The organism is Mycobacterium sp. NPDC050551 (assembly GCF_040674075.1).
Lineage (GTDB): Bacteria > Actinomycetota > Actinomycetes > Mycobacteriales > Mycobacteriaceae > Mycobacterium.
Window position 1 is genome coordinate 31,655 of sequence record NZ_JBFARC010000001.1, and the last position, 18,013, is coordinate 49,667.

Here is an 18,013-nt window from a genome sequence, read left to right on the forward strand (position 1 = left end):
CTCAGCCACGGCCCCGGCCCCGCAGCAGGGCCATGGCGTCGAACTCGCCGTCGCGGTGCCCGCCGATGAGGTATCCGGCGGCGCCGAGGACGAGCGCGAGCAGGAATCCGGTGAATCCGCCTGCTGCGGCGGCCACACCGAGCAGCAGTCCGGCCAGCAGGCCGGCGGTTGCGGTGGTCATGAGGTGGTCCCTTCGTGGTTTTGGATGAACTCGTGGTCGTGGATGACGAGGCGTCCGCGGCGCAATGTCAGTCGCAGACGGCGGCTCAATTTGCTGAGCCGGCTACGCCTGGTGGTCGAGAAGACCATGGGTGGTGCGGCGCGCTCCGCGGCCGCGAGCGCCGCGATGAGGGCGGCTTCGCTTCCACCCGTGTCGGGGTGGTGATGGCGGATGGCGGCCCGCCGGGCGCGGCGGGCCGCCAGTGCGTCGAGGCGGCTATCCGACATCGGCCGCGGCGGTGGGCCGGTCCAGCGTCGTGATGTCCTCGACCGTCACGTCGACCGGCACACCCGGGACGGCGGCGGCGACCGCCTCGCGCACCAGGGTGGCGGTTCGACGAACCGGCGCGTCGGCCCAGACGACGATGTGCACCTCGAGGCCCATGTCGGTGAACCGGATTCCGCTGACGCGCCGCCCGGGCAGGTAGGTGGCGACTTCGCCGAACATGCCCGCGTGCAGTCCTGCGACGCCCGGGACGGCGCGGGTGAGCGCAGCCACGGTATCGGCGGGATCCTCGACGCCGGGTGGCACTATTCCACCCTGGCCAGGCGGTTCACTGCCACGTCATCGGACTGCTCGTCGGCGATGAAGACGTCGTGCACGGTGATGTCGACCTCGACGACCTCGAGTCCCGTCATCCGCTCGAGCGCGGCGATCACGTTGCGACGGATGCCGGTCGCCAGGTCGGCGATGGACACGCCGTACTCCGCGACGATGTCGATCTCGACCGCAGCCTGCTTCTCGCCGACCTCCACCGAGACACCCTGGGAGTGGTTCACCGAGGCGCCGGGGATGCGCTCACGCAGCGCGCCGACGGCGCGACTGGTGCTGCCGCCCAGCTCGTGCACGCCGTGCACCTCGCGCGCCGCGATGCCCGCGATCTTGGAGACCACGGTGTCGGCGATCGACGTCCTGCCGTGCGCGGTGGCCAGCGGCCCGCCTGTCGGCTCGGTCGGCACCACTGACCTCGTCTTGCTTTCGGGGCTCTGCATAGTGCTCACTTCTGAACTCCTCTCTGCTGTGTTCACAACTGTTGGTCGGGCGTTGCCGCGCGTACCGAACTCCGCAGCGGCTGTGGTGCTCGCCACAACGCCGGAGGGGATTCGGCTCCGAATGAATCGATGACGCCGCGACGAGCGGTGCCGGAGGAAAGCGACAGCAGTGGTGGATACGCCTGTGGCCCCGGCGCCCGTGCACGACGATCGCGTTCTCGCGGCCGCTGCGTCGGCCGGTGACCGGGACGCGTTCGAGCAACTCGTCCGCAGGCACGGCCCGGCGCTGCACCGCTACGCCCGCCGGATGATCAGGGATGAGCACGCCGTCGCCGATGTCGTGCAGGAGACGTTCGTGGCCGCATGGCGGCGCATCGGCGGTTTCCGGGGCGACTCGGGAGTGCGCACGTGGTTGTTCGCGATATGCCAGCGCAAGGTCGTCGACTCGCACCGCGTCAAGCGGGCGGTGCCGATCGACGACCGGCTGATCGACCCGGCGGACACCTCCACGTCGGCTGACCCGTTCGCCGCGGTGTCGAACGCCGCATTCGTCGCCGCGCTGGAAGCGGCGCTGGTGGAACTGCCTCCGCGGCAACGGGCGGTGTGGATGCTGCGAGAAGTGGAGGAATTGACGTTCCCGGAGATCGGCACGATTCTGGAGTTGAGTCCGGACGGCGCGCGCGGACACCACCACCGTGCCCGCGCCACACTTCAGCAGAGGTTGCAGCGATGGCGATAGCAGACCACGACGGGGTCGGCTCCCTCGCGCGCGCCGGAACCGTGTTGCGTGCGGTGCCCGAGCCGGGCTGGTCGGCGATCGAAGAGCGGGTGATCGCCGCGGTGCGTTCCACCACGCGGGGCGGCTGGCCGATCGCCGTGGTCGATCCCGCGCCTGGGTCGGCACCCGGCGTCATCGCGATCAGCGATCTGGTGTTGCGCGCCGCGCTGGCTCGGGCCCTGCGCGGCGACGGCGGCTACGTCCTGTCACGGCTCGAGGTCGACGTCGACGACGCGCGAGCACTGAGCGGGGTCCGGGTGGAGCTGGCCGGTCGCTACGGCGCCGACCTGCGCGCCGCCGTGAAGCGTGCGCTGGAGGTGTGTACCGAGGTGGTGCTCGACCTCGTCGGCGCGGTCGACGGGGTGGCGATCGACGTCGTCGTCACCGATGTCGTTGACTGATTACCGGACTCGTCGCACCCGGCGCTAAGCGGGTCCCAGCAGGATGCGACTGATCTGTGTCGTGGTCTGCACACCGTCGTCATAGCCGCCCTGACCGTCGAGCGAATTCATGATCGCCAGGGTGTAGCGCTGCTGCGGCCCGGCGAATCCGACGGTGTTGACCACCCATCCGCCCTCCTCCTGCGACCATCCGTTCTTGTTGCCCGGCGTCATCGCGCTGCCCGCCCCCCACACTCCCCACTGCTGTTCGCGGTCGACCCGCTGCATCTCTGCGACGACCGCGGCGGCGTCGCCCGGTGGGAGACCGGTCAACACGAAGTTCATCAGGCCGTCGAGGTCGTCGGCGGTGGCCTTCTGGAATCCCCAGTACGGGAACACGTCACCGAATCCTGGCTGCGGGCGCACATTCGGCATCCCGTAGCGCGGGAAGTTCGCGTTGAAGGCATTGTCGGTCCCCCCGTACCGGGACCACAGCGCGTCGGCTGCCTCGTTGTCCGAACTGCGCAGCATCGCGACCATGAGCCGCCGATCGCTCTCGCCGAGCCGAAGCGAGCCTGCCCGCTCGCGGGTGAGCAGGTCGGCGACCATCGCGAGTTTGATGGTCGACGCCGTCCACACGAGGGTGCCGGCCTCGGCGTTGCGGTACCTGACGCCGGTCGTGCGGTCGCGCACCACGAAGCCCACGGTTCCCGGCCGTGTCGCCGCATACTTCTCCGCTGCTGCGATCCGGGTGCGCAGGTCACACCCCGAATCGTTCGGTTCGCACGCCGCGCCGGCGACCGGGGCGGCGCCACCGGCCCCGACGAGCAGGGCGACGGCGACGGCGAACAGCCTGACAACTCGCACAGGCACTGCCTCCCTCCGACGGGGAGGCCGCCGACCGCTACCGCCGCGGTGATCGAACATCACGGCGGCGCGTGTCTTCGCCCGACGCCGTGCCGAAACGCCCGGCTCCCGGGATGAAGCGTCCCACCCGGCGGCCGTAATCGCGGTAACGCGCGCCGTGCGTGCGCAGCAGGTGAGGCTCCTCGACGACACGCACCTGGAGCTCGATGGACACGACCAGCAGTGCGAATCCGAGCAGAGCGAGCACGTTCGGGGTCATCAGCGCCACCCCGAGGCCGAAGACCAGCATTGCGGTGAAGATGGGGTTGCGCACCCACCCGAACACCCCGCTGTCGACCAGTTGCGTCACCTCGCCGGCGTCGACGCCGATGCGCCACGAATCGCCCATCGACTCCTGCGCCCACAGCGTCGCGGCAATCCCCAGGACCGCGAGAATCGCTCCCGCGACGCCGGTCGCCGGCTGGTTGAGCGCCCCGATGGGCGTCACCACCCCTGCCAGTTGCAGGATCGGCGCCACGGCGCCGACCACGACGGCGACCACGAACCCGGCGCCGGCGAGCCACTCCGCCGACCCCGGCCGGCCGTGGAAGCCCCGCATTCCCGTCGATCCGGTGCGGCGCCACTGCCGGTAGCTGCGCCACCCGAAGCCGGTGACGATGAACACCGCGTAGAGCGCCAGCGCTGCGCCTGCCATGTGAGCGGTCCCTTCTGGTCGATCACTCGACCATATATATACACATGCGCATATGTCTATAGATGATACTGGGGCTTCCGCGGTGTCGCTCTTGTGGCGCCGCCTCAGCCCGTCGGGCAGGTGGCCGCGGCGTCGCGCAGTGTGACCGCCGACCGGGTGTCCACCGGTAGCCCGTAGCCGCGCAGCACCGCCGCGAACTGCACGGCGTACTGACACCAGAACGCGCGGTTCGGCGGCATCCACTCACCCGGAGTGTCGTCGCCCTTGTCCTGGTTCGCCGCGCCGGACACGGCGATCAGGTTCGCGGGGTCGTTGGCGAACCGGGCGCGCAGCTGATCGGTCCAGTGCCGGGCGCCCAGATCCCAGGCCAGCGCCAGTGGGACGAGGTGGTCGATCTGCACCGACGCCCCGATCTGGTTGCCGCGCACGAAGGCCACCGTGGCGTTGGTGTACGGGTCGTGCAGCGTGCCGGTCGCCACCGCGATCGGACAGCGGCTGATCGCCACGTAGGTCTTGTCCACCAGGTCACGCTCGAGGATGTCGTTGCGGGTGTCGCAACCGTTGCGGCCGCCGGGCGCGTCGGTGTCGTCGGTCCACGACTCACCGAAGGCGGCCCGCCGGTAGTCGTTCGCCCGGACCCGGCCGGGCACCTCGGGCACGCCGGCGAGGATGTCGGTTCCCGGTGTGACGGTGGGGATCTCGGCCTGGGCGACGAACCGCCCGTGCGGCTGCCCGGTGTTGACCTGCACGGCCACCAGCACCGCCAGCACCGCGGCGACCGCCACCCACCACGTCCGCCTGTTCATGACTTGTCCAGGTAGTCCACGTCGGTGTCGGTGAACTGGGCGGCGAGCAACGCCATTCCCGGATCCGCAGGCGCGTGCGCGTAGTGCGACTCACACAGCGCCCGGGCAGCCTGGATGATCTCCAGATGGTCGACCAGCGAGAGGAAGTGCAGCCTGAGCCTGCGGCCGGACTGGTTGAGACCCAACACGTCTCCCTCGCGACGCTGTTCGAGGTCGAGGTCGGCGAGCTCGAAGCCGTCCAGCGTGCTGGCCACTGCCTTGAGCCGCGCCCCCGCCTTGGAACCCTCCGGGAGCCGGGTGGCCAGCAGGCACAGGCTGGGATGGCTGCCCCGGCCGATGCGGCCGCGCAGCTGATGGAGCTGGCTGATGCCGAACCGGTCGGCGTCGATCACCACCATCACCGTCGCGTTCGGGACGTCGACGCCCACCTCGATGACGGTGGTACACACCAGGACGTCGATCTCGCCGGCCCGGAAGGCGGACATCACCGCGTCCTTGTCGTCGGCGGGCAGCCTGCCGTGCATCAGTGCCAGCCGCAGCCCGGACAGCGCACCACCCTTCAGCCGCTCGAAGAGCTCCACCACGGTGGTCGGCGGCGGTCCGCCGTCCGCCGCCGGTGCGTCGTCGGATTCGTCGATGCGCGACGCCACCACGTACGCCTGCCGCCCGGCGCGCACCTCTTCGGCCAGCCGTGCCCACGCCCGTTCGAGCCACGCCGGTTTGGCGGAGACGAAAATCGTGTTGGTCGTGATCGGTTGCCGTCCGCGCGGCAGCTCCCGCAGCGTCGAGGTCTCCAGGTCGCCGAACACTGTCAGCGCCACGGTGCGCGGGATGGGGGTGGCCGTCATCACCAACAGGTGTGGCGTGAGTCCGGCACGGGCCTTGGCGCGCAACCGGTCCCGCTGTTCGACGCCGAAGCGGTGCTGCTCGTCGACCACCACCATGCCCAGATTGTGGAACTCCACGGCGTCCTGCAGCAGCGCATGGGTGCCGATCACGATGCCCGCCGCACCGGAGGAGACCGCGGCGCGTACCTGACGCTTCTGCTGCGGGGACATCGACCCGGTCAGCAGCGTCACCCGGGTCGCCCGGTCGGCGCCTTCCAGCTCCCCCGCCATCGCCAGCGGACCCAGCACGTCGCGGACCGATCGCTCATGTTGTGCCGCAAGCACTTCCGTGGGTGCCAGCAGCGCACACTGGTAACCGGCGTCCACCATCTGCAGCATCGCGAGCACCGAGACGATCGTTTTGCCGGAGCCGACCTCGCCCTGCAGCATCCGGTTCATCGGCCGGGTGGCCGCGAGTTCGGACGACAGCTCGACGAGCACCTCGCGCTGACCGTTCGTCAGCTCGAACGGCAGCCGCTCACGAAGTCCGGCGACCAGACCGTCGTCCCGCAGCGGCGCCGCTGGGCCGGACTCGCCCAGCTCACCGTGGCGCCGGCTCACCAGACCCCACTGCAGCCCGACCGCCTCGTCGACGGTCAGCCGTTCCCGGGCCCGGTCGCGCTCCGCTTCGCTCTCGGCCAGGTGGATCGCCCGCAGCGCGGCATCTTCGGAGATCAAACCGCGTTCATGAAGGACGTTGTCGGACAACGGGTCAGGGACGGGATCGAGCACGTCGAGCGTCTGCCGCACGCACGCGTAGATGTCCCAGCTCTGGACCTTGGCAGTCGCCGGGTAGATCGGGAAGAAGTCCCGCTCGAACGCCGCCAGCAGGTCGTCACCGGTCTCGCCGGAGGTGGCCGCGATGGTTTTGAGCGACTTGGTGCCGATCTTCTTCCCGAGTGGCGACTCGAGCACCAGGAAGTCCGGGTGACTCAACTGCAGCGTGTTGCGGAACCACTTCACCTCACCGGACAGCATCAGCCTGGTGCCGACCGGGAGCTTGTCGATCATCCATTCCGCGTTGAAGAACGTCGCCGTGACCTTCGGCGTGCGGTTGCCGATGGTGAGACGCAGGTATTTGCGCCTGCGCTTGCCCGGCTGCGCCTTCATCAGACCCGGATCGGCCTCGGTGACCTCGTCGACGAAGGTGACGTGCTCGCCTTCCTCGAGATCGAGTGCCTCGCCCTCACCGCGCACGGTCATGCCGTCGCTGTACTTGCGGGGGTAGTGCCGCAGCAGGTCGTTCACCGTGCGGATGCCGAGGTGTTCCTCGAGCTTCTTGGCCGATTTGGCGCCGATCACGTTCTCGAGGCGGTCGGAGAGGGTCGCCATGGCTACTCGACGCCGATCAGCAGCGCGTCACCGCCGTGGCCGGTGTGATAGGTGACGAGTTCGGTGCCGAGGTGCTCGCGGTGCACGTGCTCGCGCAGCGCCGCGCCCACCGACGCGTCCACGCCCTCGCCGGTGAGCACCGTGACCAGTTCGCCGCCCGCCACCAGCAGCAGGTCGATCAGCCCGGCGGCGGCGGCGGTCAGGTCGGGACCCACGATCAGCACCTCATCGCCGGCGATGCCAAGGCCGTCGCCGGGTCGGCAGGTGCCGGCCCACGTCAAGGCCTCCTCGGTGGCCGTGCGCACCGTGCCGTGCCGGGCGCTCGCCGCGGCCCGCGCCATCGTGTACCCGTCGTCGACGGCTTGGCGTGCCGGATCGTGCACCGCGAGTGCGGCCAGCCCCTGCACCATCGATCCGGCGGGCACCGGCACCACGTCGATGCCCCAGCCGATGGCGGCGGTGCATCCGGCGACGAGTTCCTCGGCGGCGACATAGCCGTTGGGCAGCACCATGATCTGCGCGGCGGCGGCGTCGACGAGGGCCCGCAGCAACTGGCTGGCGCTGACCGGACCGTCGGCGGCCGGCCGGAGCACCTGCGCGCCTTCGCCACTGAACAACTCCTCGGCACCGGCGCCGTCGACCACGGCTAGCACCGCCCGGTCACGGCTCCACCCGGCCGCGGGCCGCGCGGCTGCCGCGCCGGTCAGTGCGGTGATCTGGATGCGGCTCGGCGTGCCCACCGCGAGACCGGCCTCCACGGCGGCCCCGGCGTCGTCGGCATGCACGTGCACCGAGTATTGGCCGGCTCCCGACGCCGCGATCGCCACCGACTCGCCGATGCGGTCAAGGTGGCCGCGCAACCGTTCGACGTCGTCGGCGCCGCACTCATCCAGTAGGTACATCACCTCGAACTGCGGCGGCGCCGCGGTGGCGTTCCGGCCGCCGCCCGGGTGGGCGCCGGAGGACGGCGGAGAAGACGGGGACGGCACGTACTCGGCGCGCCGGGTGGTCGCGCCGGTGAGCGTCGCGGTCATCGCGTCCAGCAGGACGAGCAGACCGCGGCCCCCGGCGTCGACGACGCCTGCGGAGGCCAGTGCGGCGAGTTGCTGTGGGGTGCGGTCCAGCGCGTCGGCCGCGGCGCCGGCCGCCACCTCGGCCACCCCACCCGCATCGGCCCCGTCGGCGGCGGCGCCGGTGGCAGCATCGGCAGCGGCCTGCAGCACGGTGACGATCGTGCCCGGCACCGACTCCCCCATCGACGCCGCCGCGAACGCGGCCGCCTGCCGCAGCGCAGCCGCGTACAGCTCGCCGTCCACCTCGGAGAGCTCGCCGCCGCGCTCGGCGGCGGCCTCGCCGGTGACCACGGCCAACCCGCGCACGATCTGGGACAGGATCACACCGGAGTTGCCGCGGGCGCCGTGCAGGGCACCCGACGCCAGCGCCGCGCTGACCTCGGCGACGTCGCCGGAACCCTGCGCCTCGACCCGCTCCCAGGCGGCCCGCATGGTGAACAGCATGTTCGTGCCGGTGTCGGCGTCGGCGACGGGGAACACGTTGATGCGGTTGATCTCGTCGGTGTGGGTGATCAGGTCGCCCACCGACGCATGGGCCCACCGGCGCAGCGCGCAGGCGTCCAGCCGCCGACCCGCCATCCCACCTCCAGACCCGAGTAGTCCGCCGTCGCGTCAGCCTAACGAGTGACGACGACACCGCCGACCACAACAGCCGGGCTGGTCACGCCCTGTGGAAGGCCGATCCACAGGTCCGCGGGCGCCGTTTTGGGGAATGCCGCGGCGGCCGGTATCCTGATCAGGTTGTCGGGTCACCCGCTTGCGGTCGTTGGCCCCGAGATCCGAGCACGTTCTGATCCGAGGAGTACTGACTATGGCTGCCGTGTGCGATGTCTGCGGGAAGGCCCCCGGCTTCGGCAAGTCGGTGTCGCATTCGCACCGGCGTACCAGCCGCCGCTGGAATCCCAACATCCAGTCGGTGCGCGCCGCGTCCCGCCCGGGCGGGAACAAGCAGCGCATCAACGTCTGCACCTCCTGCATCAAGGCCGGCAAGGTCACGCGCGGCTGACGCAGCCGGACACCGTCCCCCCTGGTGCCCTGTAGCTAGGGCAACCGCCAGTCGACGGGCTCGGCGCCCATCTGCGCCAGCATCTCGTTCGCGCGGCTGAACGGCCGCGATCCGAAGAAGCCGCGCGACGCCGACAGCGGCGAGGGATGGGGCGACTCGATCGCCACACAATCGCCGCCGGCCAGCATCGGCTTGAGCGTGGCGGCGTCGCGTCCCCACAACACGGCGACCAGCGGCCGCTTCCGGTCCGTCAGCGCCGCGATGGCCCGCTCGGTGACCGCCTCCCAGCCCTTGCCGCGATGTGACGCCGGCGTGCCGGGGCGCACGGTGAGGACCCTGTTGAGCAGCAGCACCCCGCGCTGCGCCCACGGCGTCAGGTCACCGGTGCTGGGCTGCGGCAGGCCGAGGTCGGCGGTGTACTCGGTGAAGATGTTGGCCAGGCTGCGCGGGATCGGCCGCACGTCGGCGCCGACGGAGAAACTCAGCCCGACGGCGTGCCCGGGCGTCGGATAGGGGTCCTGCCCCACGATCAGCACCCGCACCTCGTCGAAGGGATACGTGAAGGCGCGCAGCACATTCGGGCCCGCCGGCAGATATCGGTGCCCTGCGGCCAGCTCCTCGCGCAGGAACTCCCCCATCTGCGTCACCTGGTCTGAGACGGGCGCCAGCGCCTGGGCCCAGCCGGGCTCGACGAGGTCTTCGAGTGGACGTGCGGTCACGAGTGGCCAACCTAGCGTGCGCGGTCGCTCAGAACGACTGCCATCCCCGGTTGCCGCGCCAGTGCCGGCCGTCCACCAGTACCTCGGGCGGGCCGTCGAGCACCCGTCCGATCACCCGCCAGCCCTCGGGAGGCGGCCCGGCGAACGTTGCGACCAGGGCGTGGTCCTCACCGCCGCCGAGCACCCAGTCCCAGGCGTCGGCGCCGGTCGCCGCCGCAGCGGCGGACACGGCGTCGTGATCGGCCCGCAGCGCGTCGGCGCTGATGTCGACGGACACGCGGGCAGCCGTCGAGAGGTGACCGACGTCGGCGAGCAGACCGTCGGAGACGTCCGTCATCGACGTCGCGCCGGCTGCGGCCGCCCGGCGGCCCTCCCCGTAGGGCGGTTCGGGCACCAGGTGACGCCGCCGCAGCTCGGCCCAGCCGTCGACGGAGTCACCGATCATGTTGTCCCACAGTGCGAACCCCGCCGCAGACCGGCCGAGATCACCGGTCACGGCCAGCACGTCGCCCGCGCGTGCGCCGTCGCGGCGCACCGCGGGAGCACCGGCCAGATCGCCGAGCACCGTCACCGAGATCACCCACTGCGGCGCCCGGACCAGGTCGCCGCCGACGATGCCCGCACCGAGCCGGCCGGCCTCGTCCCACAACCCGTCGGCGAGTTCGACCGCCTGGGCCACAGGTGTGTCGGCGGGCGCTCCGAAGGCCACGACGAAGGCCGTCGCGCGGGCTCCCATCGCCTCGATGTCGGCGGCGTTCTGGGCGATGGCCTTGCGCCCCACGTCGTGTGGTGTCGACCAGTCCAGCCGGAAGTGCCGCCCGGCCACCAGCATGTCGGTCGACACCACCGTCCGCCCGTCGCCGGCCCGCACCACCGCCGCGTCGTCGCCGGGTCCCAGTTCGACCGCCGCCGGTTGGTCACGCCCGCTGACCAGCCGGTCGATCACCGCGAACTCCCCGGCCGTGGCCAGCGTTTCGGCCGGTTCGAAGCTCGCCATGTCGCCTCCTACCGGGTCGTTCGCGAAATGAACACCGGCTCGACCTGCGGTACGTTTGGTCCCTGCGGCGAGGAGTCTATGCAGCGAGACAGAGGAGACGGCAGGTGGTCGAGGCTTACATGCTGATCCAGACCGAGGTGGGCCGCGCCGAGGTCGTCGCCAAGCAACTCGCGGGTCTGCCCGGCGTGCTGTCCTCCGAATACGTCACCGGGCCCTACGACGTCGTGGTGCGGGTGGGCGCCGACAGCATGGCCGACCTGAGCGGCACCGTGGTGCCGTCGGTGCAGCAGACCACCGGCATCACCCGCACGCTGACCTGCCCGATCGCCGACGGAGCACAGCTCTAGGGTTGACCGTGTGAGTGCACCGACCGGGGACGGGCCGCCGCGCGGGCTGATGATCGCGGCGATCGCGGTGGCCGTCGCTGCGGTGGTGGTGCTGCTCGCGGTGGCCGCGATCCGGCAGTCGGAAACTCCGGAGGAGCCGGTGGCGATCTCCGCGGTGCCCGCGCCTGCGGCCGACGGCCCGGACTGCCGCAGTCTGATCGATGCCCTGCCGGACGAGCTGGGCGAATACCGGCGGGCGCCGACGGCCGAACCCACCCCTGCCGGTGCCGCGGCGTGGCGGGCCGGACCGGACGCCGAGCCGGTGGTGCTGCGCTGCGGGCTGGACCGTCCCGCCGAGTTCGTCGCCGGAGCGCCGCTGCAGATGGTCGATGCCGTGTCCTGGTTCCGGGTCGGCGAGGAGCGGGCGGGCGGGGCGCAGCCGGCAGAGGGCGCGCGCAGCACCTGGTATGCCGTCGACCGGCCGGTCTACGTCGCGCTGACCCTGCCCGCCGGTTCGGGGCCGACGCCGATTCAGCTGATGTCGGCGACGATCACCGCGACGCTGCCCGTACGTCCGGCCGATCCGGCGCCGATTCGTTAGCGCAGGCCGGTGCCCCTGCTCAGCGCGGTGTCCACCATCGCCGCCAGCAGCGTCGGGTAGTCCACCCCGCTGGCCGCCCACATCCGCGGGTACATCGAGATGGTGGTGAAGCCGGGCATCGTGTTGATCTCGTTGACCACCGGGCCGTCGTCGGTGAGGAAGAAGTCGACGCGCGCCAGGCCCTGGCAGTCCACGGCGGTGAAGGCGCGGATCGCCAGCTGACGGATCTCGTCGGCGACCTCGTCGTCGACCTTGGCCGGCACGTCCAGCTCGGCGCCGTCCTCGAGGTACTTGGTGGCGAAGTCGTAGAACCCGTCCTCGCGGCCGCGCACCCCGGCGACCCGGATCTCGCCGACCGTGCTGGCCTCGACCCGGCCGTCGGGCAACTCCAGCACACCGCATTCCAGCTCGCGGCCGGGCACTGCGGCCTCGACGATCACCTTCGGGTCGTGGCGGCGAGCCAGGTCGATCGCCGCGGGCAGGTCGTCCCAGGCCGCGACCCGGCTGACGCCGATCGACGAGCCGCCGCGGGCGGGCTTGACGAACACCGGCAGTCCGAGCCGCTCGCGCTCCTCGGGTTCGAGCGTCGCCCGGCGGGGCCTGAGCACGACGTGATCGCCGACCGGCAGGCCCTCGGCGATCAGCAGCTTCTTGGTGAACTCCTTGTCCATTCCCGCCGCGCTGGCCAGCACGCCTGCCCCGACGTAGGGCACCCCGGCGAGTTCCAGCAGGCCCTGGATGGTGCCGTCCTCGCCGTACGGCCCGTGCAGCACGGGGAACACCACATCGACCGAGGCCAGGATCTCGCCCGCGGCGCCCTGGCTCAGCGACACCAGCTGACCGCTGCGCTCCGGTGCGGCAGGCAGCGCCATCTCGATGCCGGACGTGCCGCTCACCTCGGGCAGCCGGCCGTCGGTGATCGCCAATGTCTCCGGGCGGGCGTCGGTGAGCATCCACGACCCCTCTGGGGTGATGCCCACGGCGACGACCTCGAACCGCTCGGGATCGAGGTTGCGCAGGATGCTGCCCGCGGAAACGCAGGAGATGGCGTGCTCGGAACTGCGGCCGCCGTAGACGACGGCGACGCGCGTGCGGCCGGCGGCGCCGGGCTGGTTGCGAGCAGTCACAACCTGCAGAGGCTACCGCCCCGCCCGCTCACCGCACGATCTGATTCTCTGACCAGGGCTTTCACCGCAGCGCGCGGTCGATGTCGGCGATCAGGTCGTCGGTGTCCTCGATACCCAGCGAGATCCGCGCGAACCCGTCGGGGACCGGGTCCCCCCAGCGGGCCCGCCGGTCCACCGAGGAGTGGATGCCGCCGAAACTCGTCGCGCCCACCAGCAGGTCGCTTCGCTGGACGAGGCCGTGGACGGCGTCGGCATCGGCCAGCTCCACCGACACCACCCCGCCGAACCGGCGCATCTGACGGGCCGCGACCTCGTGCGAGGGATCCTCGGGCAGCCCCGGGTAGCGCACCGTCCGCACCGCCGGATGGCTGCGCAGCAGCATCGCCAGCGCCTGGGCGTTCTGGCACTGCCGCTCGAAGCGCAGACCGACGGTGCCCAGGCTGCGCAGCAGAAGCCACGCCTCGAAGGCGCCGAGCACCGGACCCGCGAGCAGCCGGTCGCGTTCGATCGCGGCCAACAGCTCCGGGTGGCTGCCCGCGACGTATCCGGCCAGCAGGTCGTGATGGCCGGACAGTGCCTTGGTGGCGCTGGCGACCACCAGGTCGGCGCCCAGCGAGAGCGGTTGCTGCCCGAGCGGCGTGGCGGTGGTGTTGTCGACGACGAGGGTGGACCCGCGGCGGCGGCACAGCGTCGCCAGCCGGTGCAGATCGACGACGTCGAGTGTCGGATTCGCCGGCGTCTCGGCCAGTACGACGTCGGCGCCCGCGGCCGCATCGCACATCTGCGCGCAGGTCGCCTCGATCACCGAGACTCCGCGTGGCGCAAGGTGTTCGGTGGCATACCTGCGGACCTGGTAGTAGCCGTCGGCGGGCACCACCAGCGAGCTGCCCGGCGTCGCGAGCACCCGGAGCGCGGTGGTGATCGCGGCCATCCCCGATCCGAATGTCAGCGCGTGGGTGGCGCCCTCGAGCGTGGCCAGCGCCGATTCCACGAGACGCCACGTCGGATTCGACCGGCGGCCGTAGCTGTCCAGCGTGTCGTCCTCGTCCGCCGGAATGTGGTAGGCCGCAGCGAGAACCGGCGGCGACGCCACAGGCGCACCCGGAACCGGGTCGGCTCCCGCAGCTTTCACACTCCGGGTCGAGTCGCCGTAGCCGCCGTCCATCGCCGTCACTCCGGTTTGGTGCTGCGGCCCAGCAGCAGCGCCACCGCTTCATCCACGCTGAGTCCCCGGTGACACACGCGGTGCACCGCGTCGGTGAGCGGCATCTCGACGTCGTAGCTCGACGCCAGCGAGAGCACCGACTCACACGAGGTGACGCCCTCGGCCACGTGTCCGCCCGCCGCCTCCAGCGCGGACTCCATGGTGCCTCCCCTGCCCAGCCGTTCGCCGAATGTGCGGTTGCGCGAGTGCGGTGAGGTGCAGGTCGCGACGAGGTCGCCGACGCCGGCCAGCCCCGCCAGCGTGGCCGGTTGTGCGCCGAGCGCGATGCCCAGCCGCATTATCTCGGCCAGGCCGCGGGTGATGATGGCGGCCAGGGTGTTCTCGCCCAGCCCCACACCGGCGGCCATCCCGCACGCCAGCGCGATGACGTTCTTGCACGCGCCGCCGACTTCGGCGCCGATCACGTCGCTATTGGTGTACGGACGCAGATAGCCGGTGGCCAGGGCACGCTGCAGGGTGACCGCCCGGCCGGAGTCGTTGCAGGCGACGACGGTGGCCGCGGGCTGTTCGGCGGCGATCTCGCTGGCCAGGTTCGGGCCGGTGACCACCGCCACCCGGCCGGCGTCGGCCCCGGTGACGGCGATGATGACCTGGCTCATCCGCATCAGGGTGTCGAGCTCGATTCCCTTGGCGAGGCTGACGAGTGTCGCGTCGTCTCCGATGAGGCCCTTCCACTGCTGCAGGTTCTCCCGCAGCCGCTGGGAGGGCACCGCGAGCAGCACGGTGCAGGCGCCGGCGAGCGCCTCGGCCGGGTCGGCGGTCGCCCGGATGGTGGCAGGCAGCTCGGTGTCACCGAGATAGGAGGTGTTGCGGTGGGTGGCGTTGATCTCGGCGGCCAGTTCAGGCCTGCGGGCCCACAGCGCGACGTCGTTGCCCGCGTCCGCCAGGACCCTCGCCAGGGCGGTTCCCCACGCACCGGCACCCATCACCGCCGCTCTCACCACCGCTTCACCCTAGCGCGGGCCGGTGCACGTCTCGGCTTTCGGCGCCGCCGGGCATCGGCGAACGCGCCTGGCAGGATGGCGATCATGAGCGGCACACGGACCGCGGCGGACGCCGACGTCGCGGTGGTGATCGCCGTGAAGCGGCTGGCGGCGGCGAAGACCCGGCTGGCCTCGGCGTTCTCGCCGGCCACCCGAGAGACCGTGGTGCTGGCCATGCTGATGGACACCATCGCGGCCGCGGTGCCGGTGGCAGCGGTCACCGTCGTCACCCCCGACGCCGTCGCCGCTGCTGCTGTGCGGTCGCTCGGCGCGAACGTGATCGACGACCCGACGCCGGCCGGGCACCACGACCCACTCAACAACGCGATCGTCGCGGCCGAAGCGGAGCTGCGTGCCGGCCACCCGAACATCGTTGTGCTGCAGGGTGATCTACCGGCGCTGCGCTCCCACGAGCTGGCGGAGGCGGTCACGGCGGCGCGGGCGCACCCACGCAGCTTCGTCGGCGACCGGCACGGCACGGGCACCGCCGCACTGTTTTCGTTCGGCGTTCCCCTCGATCCACGGCTGGGCACCGATTCTGCTCGGCGGCACCGCGATTCCGGAGCGGTGGAGCTGACCGGCGGATGGCCGGGCCTGCGGTGCGACATCGACACCCCCGACGACCTGGCCGCCGCCCAGCTGCTCGGCGTCGGGCCTGCGACCGCTCGCGCCCTGCCGCAGACCAGATGAACAGCGGGCGAGCAATGTGGGTCCGCGGTGGCCGCACGAACCGCAGATGAGGAATGATTGGCGAGATGACCGAAGCCGAGGCCCAGACACGAACGGATGACGCCGAGCAGGTGCCCGTCGACACGGCGCCGGAGGCTCAGGTATCAGCGGCGGCTCCGGACGCGCCACCGGCGGCGACGTCCCCCGCCGCCGATCCCGCCCAGCCCGCGGCCCTGCCCGAGGACCGCTATCTCAACCGCGAGCTGAGCTGGCTCGACTTCAACGCCAGGGTGCTGGCACTCGCCGCGGACCCGTCGCTGCCACTGCTGGAACGCGCCAAGTTCCTGGCGATCTTCTCGTCGAATCTCGACGAGTTCTACATGGTGCGCGTCGCGGGGCTGAAACGCCGCGACGAGATGGGCCTGTCGGTGCGCTCGGCGGACGGCCTGTCGCCGCGCGAGCAGTTGCGCCGCATCAGCGAACGCACCCAGCAGCTGGCCAGCCGCCACGCGAGTGTGTTCCGCGAGTCGGTGCGCCCGGCGCTGGCCGGCGAGGGCATCGTCATCGTCACGTGGGCCGAACTCGACGAGGCCGAGCGCAGCCAGCTATCGACCTATTTCCACGAGCAGGTGTTCCCGGTACTCACTCCCCTTGCGGTGGATCCGGCGCACCCGTTCCCGTTCGTCTCCGGTCTCTCGCTCAATCTGGCGATCACCGTCAAGGTGCCCGACGACGGCGGTCAGCACTTCGCGCGAATCAAGGTGCCCGACAACGTCGACCGCTTCGTCGAGTTGGACGCGCGGGAAGGAGCCTCCGGCGTCTCGCGGTTCCTGCCGATGGAGGAGTTGATCGCGGCCTTCCTGCCGGTGCTGTTCCCCGGGCTGGAGATCGTCGAGCATCACGCGTTCCGCATCACGCGCAACGCCGATTTCGAGGTCGAGGAGGACCGCGACGAGGACCTGCTGCAGGCGCTGGAGCGGGAACTGGCGCGGCGGCGGTTCGGCTCGCCGGTGCGGCTCGAGGTCTCCGACGACATGACCGAGAGCATGCTCGAACTGCTGTTGCGCGAACTCGACGTCTTCCCGGGCGACGTCATCGAAGTCCCCGGTCTGCTTGATCTCTCGTCGCTGTGGCAGGTGTACGGCGTGGACCGGCCCGCGCTGAAAGACCCGCCGTTCGTTCCGGCGACGCCGCCCGCGTTCGGCGAGCGCGAGACGCCGAAGAGCATCTTCTCCACCCTGCGCGACGGTGACGTGCTGGTGCACCATCCGTACGATTCGTTCTCCACCACGGTGCAGCGCTTCGTCGAGCAGGCGGCCGCCGATCCGAATGTGTTGGCCATCAAGCAGACGCTCTACCGCACCTCGGGTGACTCACCGATCGTCAACGCGCTCATCGACGCCGCGGAGGCCGGCAAGCAGGTGGTGGCGCTGGTCGAGATCAAGGCCCGGTTCGACGAACAGGCCAACATCAAGTGGGCCAGGGCACTGGAACAGGCCGGCGTGCACGTCGTCTACGGCCTGATCGGCCTGAAGACCCACTGCAAGACCGCGCTGGTGGTGCGACGCGAGGGCTCGACGATCCGCCGCTACTGCCACATCGGCACCGGCAACTACAACCCGAAGACCGCCCGCCTCTACGAGGATGTCGGCCTGCTGACGGCGGCGCCCGACATCGGCGCCGACCTCACCGACCTGTTCAACTCGCTGACCGGCTACTCCCGCAAGGTGTCCTACCGCAACCTGCTGGTGGCGCCGAACGGCGTGCGCCGCGGCATCATCGAGCGCATCGAGCGGGAGGTGGCCGCCGCCCGCGAGGGCGCCGACGCGCGCATCCGGTTGAAGGCCAACGCCCTGGTCGACGAGCAGGTCATCGACGCGCTGTACCGGGCATCGCAGGCCGGTGTGCGGGTGGAGGTGGTGGTGCGCGGCATCTGTGCGCTGCGGCCGGGTGCGGCCGGCTTCTCCGACAACATCGTGGTGCGCTCGATTCTCGGCCGGTTCCTCGAGCACTCCCGGATCATTCATTTCAAGGCCATCGACGAGTTCTGGATCGGCAGCGCCGACATGATGCACCGCAACCTCGACCGCCGGGTCGAGGTGATGGCACAGGTGAAGGATCCGCGATTGTCCGCACAGCTGAACGACACGTTCGAGTCCGCGATGGACCCGTCCACCCGGTGCTGGGAGTTGGGCACCGACGGGCGCTGGACGGCCTCGCCGCAGGAAGGCCGCACGGTGCGCGACCATCAGGTGTCGCTGATGGAACGCCACCGGCACCCGTGATCCCCGCTCACCGTCTCGGCCGTACGCCCCGAACCGACTGCAGGAG

Annotated in this window: 21 protein-coding genes; 7 read left to right on the forward strand and 14 right to left on the reverse strand. The window is 71.1% G+C overall.

From position 1 onward, the window contains the following. Position 1 precedes the first annotated feature (1 nt). The 4 genes from AB0K11_RS00155 to AB0K11_RS00170 are packed head-to-tail and all read right to left on the reverse strand — an operon-like array spanning position 2 to position 1,212. A complete protein-coding gene (locus AB0K11_RS00155) occupies positions 2-181 on the reverse strand; it encodes a hypothetical protein (RefSeq protein ID WP_364971350.1) in 180 nt (59 codons plus the stop codon). Beyond that, complete coding sequence (locus tag AB0K11_RS00160) at positions 178-447, reverse strand: hypothetical protein (RefSeq protein WP_364971351.1); 270 nt, start codon at positions 445-447, stop codon at positions 178-180. Before AB0K11_RS00160 ends, AB0K11_RS00155 begins: the two co-directional genes overlap by 4 nt. Further along, complete coding sequence (locus AB0K11_RS00165) at positions 437-751, reverse strand: hypothetical protein (RefSeq protein ID WP_364971352.1); 315 nt, start codon at positions 749-751, stop codon at positions 437-439. Before AB0K11_RS00165 ends, AB0K11_RS00160 begins: the two co-directional genes overlap by 11 nt. Next, positions 751-1,212: an Asp23/Gls24 family envelope stress response protein gene (locus AB0K11_RS00170; RefSeq protein WP_364973579.1), complete on the reverse strand. Its 462-nt coding sequence runs from the start codon at positions 1,210-1,212 to the stop codon at positions 751-753. Before AB0K11_RS00170 ends, AB0K11_RS00165 begins: the two co-directional genes overlap by 1 nt. A gap of 184 nt (positions 1,213-1,396) precedes the next feature. Between AB0K11_RS00170 and AB0K11_RS00175 the strand changes: the two genes are divergently transcribed. Together AB0K11_RS00175 and AB0K11_RS00180 are read left to right on the forward strand one after the other, a co-directional pair. Continuing rightward, positions 1,397-1,951: an RNA polymerase sigma factor gene (locus AB0K11_RS00175; RefSeq protein ID WP_364971353.1), complete on the forward strand. Its 555-nt coding sequence runs from the start codon at positions 1,397-1,399 to the stop codon at positions 1,949-1,951. Further along, positions 1,942-2,391, forward strand: a complete 450-nt coding sequence (locus AB0K11_RS00180; RefSeq protein WP_364971354.1) for a hypothetical protein — start codon at positions 1,942-1,944, stop codon at positions 2,389-2,391. The genes AB0K11_RS00175 and AB0K11_RS00180 overlap by 10 nt, the downstream gene beginning before the upstream one ends. 24 nt (positions 2,392-2,415) lie before the next feature. Here AB0K11_RS00180 and AB0K11_RS00185 read toward each other — a convergent pair whose 3' ends face one another. From AB0K11_RS00185 to AB0K11_RS00205, 5 genes are all read right to left on the reverse strand, one after another. Next, positions 2,416-3,237: a tat pathway signal sequence gene (locus tag AB0K11_RS00185; RefSeq protein ID WP_364971355.1), complete on the reverse strand. Its 822-nt coding sequence runs from the start codon at positions 3,235-3,237 to the stop codon at positions 2,416-2,418. A 37-nt stretch (positions 3,238-3,274) separates the two neighbouring features. Further along, entirely contained in the window at positions 3,275-3,931 is a 657-nt protein-coding gene (locus AB0K11_RS00190; RefSeq protein WP_364971356.1) for an isoprenylcysteine carboxylmethyltransferase family protein, read from the reverse strand. A gap of 104 nt (positions 3,932-4,035) precedes the next feature. Beyond that, a complete protein-coding gene (locus AB0K11_RS00195; RefSeq protein WP_364971357.1) occupies positions 4,036-4,737 on the reverse strand; it encodes an HNH endonuclease family protein in 702 nt (233 codons plus the stop codon). After that, a complete protein-coding gene (gene recG / locus AB0K11_RS00200; protein WP_364971358.1) occupies positions 4,734-6,956 on the reverse strand; it encodes an ATP-dependent DNA helicase RecG in 2,223 nt (740 codons plus the stop codon). Before recG ends, AB0K11_RS00195 begins: the two co-directional genes overlap by 4 nt. 2 nt (positions 6,957-6,958) lie before the next feature. Beyond that, on the reverse strand, positions 6,959-8,608 hold the full coding sequence (locus tag AB0K11_RS00205) for a DAK2 domain-containing protein (protein WP_364971359.1): 1,650 nt from the start codon (positions 8,606-8,608) through the stop codon (positions 6,959-6,961). 232 nt (positions 8,609-8,840) lie between these two features. On the opposite strand from AB0K11_RS00205, the gene rpmB reads away from it, so the two are divergent. Continuing rightward, on the forward strand, positions 8,841-9,035 hold the full coding sequence (rpmB, locus tag AB0K11_RS00210) for a 50S ribosomal protein L28 (protein ID WP_364971360.1): 195 nt from the start codon (positions 8,841-8,843) through the stop codon (positions 9,033-9,035). Positions 9,036-9,070: 35 nt separating this feature from the next. Here rpmB and AB0K11_RS00215 read toward each other — a convergent pair whose 3' ends face one another. Both AB0K11_RS00215 and AB0K11_RS00220 read right to left on the reverse strand, forming a co-directional pair. Continuing rightward, complete coding sequence (locus AB0K11_RS00215; protein WP_364971361.1) at positions 9,071-9,754, reverse strand: uracil-DNA glycosylase; 684 nt, start codon at positions 9,752-9,754, stop codon at positions 9,071-9,073. A gap of 28 nt (positions 9,755-9,782) precedes the next feature. Then, the gene (locus tag AB0K11_RS00220; RefSeq protein ID WP_364971362.1) at positions 9,783-10,751 is read right to left on the reverse strand and encodes a thiamine-phosphate kinase; all 969 of its coding nucleotides are present in this window, start codon (positions 10,749-10,751) and stop codon (positions 9,783-9,785) included. Between the two features lie 104 nt (positions 10,752-10,855). On the opposite strand from AB0K11_RS00220, the gene AB0K11_RS00225 reads away from it, so the two are divergent. Next, on the forward strand, positions 10,856-11,098 hold the full coding sequence (locus AB0K11_RS00225) for an Lrp/AsnC ligand binding domain-containing protein (RefSeq protein ID WP_364971363.1): 243 nt from the start codon (positions 10,856-10,858) through the stop codon (positions 11,096-11,098). Between the two features lie 10 nt (positions 11,099-11,108). Beyond that, entirely contained in the window at positions 11,109-11,678 is a 570-nt protein-coding gene (locus AB0K11_RS00230; protein WP_364971364.1) for a DUF3515 domain-containing protein, read from the forward strand. Here the strand turns inward: AB0K11_RS00230 and AB0K11_RS00235 are convergent. The 3 genes from AB0K11_RS00235 to AB0K11_RS00245 all read right to left on the reverse strand — a co-directional run bounded on the left by AB0K11_RS00235 (position 11,675) and on the right by AB0K11_RS00245 (position 14,956). Next, on the reverse strand, positions 11,675-12,805 hold the full coding sequence (locus AB0K11_RS00235) for a D-alanine--D-alanine ligase family protein (protein WP_364971365.1): 1,131 nt from the start codon (positions 12,803-12,805) through the stop codon (positions 11,675-11,677). The two genes, AB0K11_RS00230 and AB0K11_RS00235, sit on opposite strands and share 4 nt — an antisense overlap. A gap of 61 nt (positions 12,806-12,866) precedes the next feature. Next, entirely contained in the window at positions 12,867-13,970 is a 1,104-nt protein-coding gene (locus AB0K11_RS00240; protein ID WP_364973581.1) for a cystathionine gamma-lyase, read from the reverse strand. Between the two features lie 5 nt (positions 13,971-13,975). Then, entirely contained in the window at positions 13,976-14,956 is a 981-nt protein-coding gene (locus AB0K11_RS00245; RefSeq protein WP_364973584.1) for an NAD(P)H-dependent glycerol-3-phosphate dehydrogenase, read from the reverse strand. A 93-nt stretch (positions 14,957-15,049) separates the two neighbouring features. Here AB0K11_RS00245 and cofC point away from each other — a divergent pair, with 93 nt between their 5' ends. Together cofC and AB0K11_RS00255 are read left to right on the forward strand one after the other, a co-directional pair. After that, complete coding sequence (gene cofC, locus AB0K11_RS00250) at positions 15,050-15,703, forward strand: 2-phospho-L-lactate guanylyltransferase (protein ID WP_364971366.1); 654 nt, start codon at positions 15,050-15,052, stop codon at positions 15,701-15,703. A 65-nt stretch (positions 15,704-15,768) separates the two neighbouring features. Then, entirely contained in the window at positions 15,769-17,967 is a 2,199-nt protein-coding gene (locus AB0K11_RS00255) for an RNA degradosome polyphosphate kinase (RefSeq protein WP_364971367.1), read from the forward strand. The last annotated feature ends 46 nt before the right edge of the window (positions 17,968-18,013 follow it).

Excerpts from the sequence above, each read along its gene's own strand:
- AB0K11_RS00195 (WP_364971357.1), bottom strand. The coding sequence starts at position 4,737 with ATGAACAGGCGGACGTGGTGGGTGGCGGTCGCCGCGGTGCTGGCGGTG.
- cofC (WP_364971366.1), top strand. The coding sequence starts at position 15,050 with ATGGCGATCATGAGCGGCACACGGACCGCGGCGGACGCCGACGTCGCG.
- AB0K11_RS00245 (WP_364973584.1), bottom strand. The coding sequence starts at position 14,956 with ATGGGTGCCGGTGCGTGGGGAACCGCCCTGGCGAGGGTCCTGGCGGAC.
- AB0K11_RS00205 (WP_364971359.1), bottom strand. The coding sequence starts at position 8,608 with ATGGCGGGTCGGCGGCTGGACGCCTGCGCGCTGCGCCGGTGGGCCCAT.
- AB0K11_RS00240 (WP_364973581.1), bottom strand. The coding sequence starts at position 13,970 with ATGGACGGCGGCTACGGCGACTCGACCCGGAGTGTGAAAGCTGCGGGA.
- AB0K11_RS00220 (WP_364971362.1), bottom strand. The coding sequence starts at position 10,751 with ATGGCGAGCTTCGAACCGGCCGAAACGCTGGCCACGGCCGGGGAGTTC.
- AB0K11_RS00180 (WP_364971354.1), top strand. The coding sequence starts at position 1,942 with ATGGCGATAGCAGACCACGACGGGGTCGGCTCCCTCGCGCGCGCCGGA.
- AB0K11_RS00160 (WP_364971351.1), bottom strand. The coding sequence starts at position 447 with ATGTCGGATAGCCGCCTCGACGCACTGGCGGCCCGCCGCGCCCGGCGG.
- rpmB (WP_364971360.1), top strand. The coding sequence starts at position 8,841 with ATGGCTGCCGTGTGCGATGTCTGCGGGAAGGCCCCCGGCTTCGGCAAG.
- AB0K11_RS00255 (WP_364971367.1), top strand. The coding sequence starts at position 15,769 with ATGACCGAAGCCGAGGCCCAGACACGAACGGATGACGCCGAGCAGGTG.
- recG (WP_364971358.1), bottom strand. The coding sequence starts at position 6,956 with ATGGCGACCCTCTCCGACCGCCTCGAGAACGTGATCGGCGCCAAATCG.
- AB0K11_RS00170 (WP_364973579.1), bottom strand. The coding sequence starts at position 1,212 with ATGCAGAGCCCCGAAAGCAAGACGAGGTCAGTGGTGCCGACCGAGCCG.
- AB0K11_RS00190 (WP_364971356.1), bottom strand. The coding sequence starts at position 3,931 with ATGGCAGGCGCAGCGCTGGCGCTCTACGCGGTGTTCATCGTCACCGGC.
- AB0K11_RS00155 (WP_364971350.1), bottom strand. The coding sequence starts at position 181 with ATGACCACCGCAACCGCCGGCCTGCTGGCCGGACTGCTGCTCGGTGTG.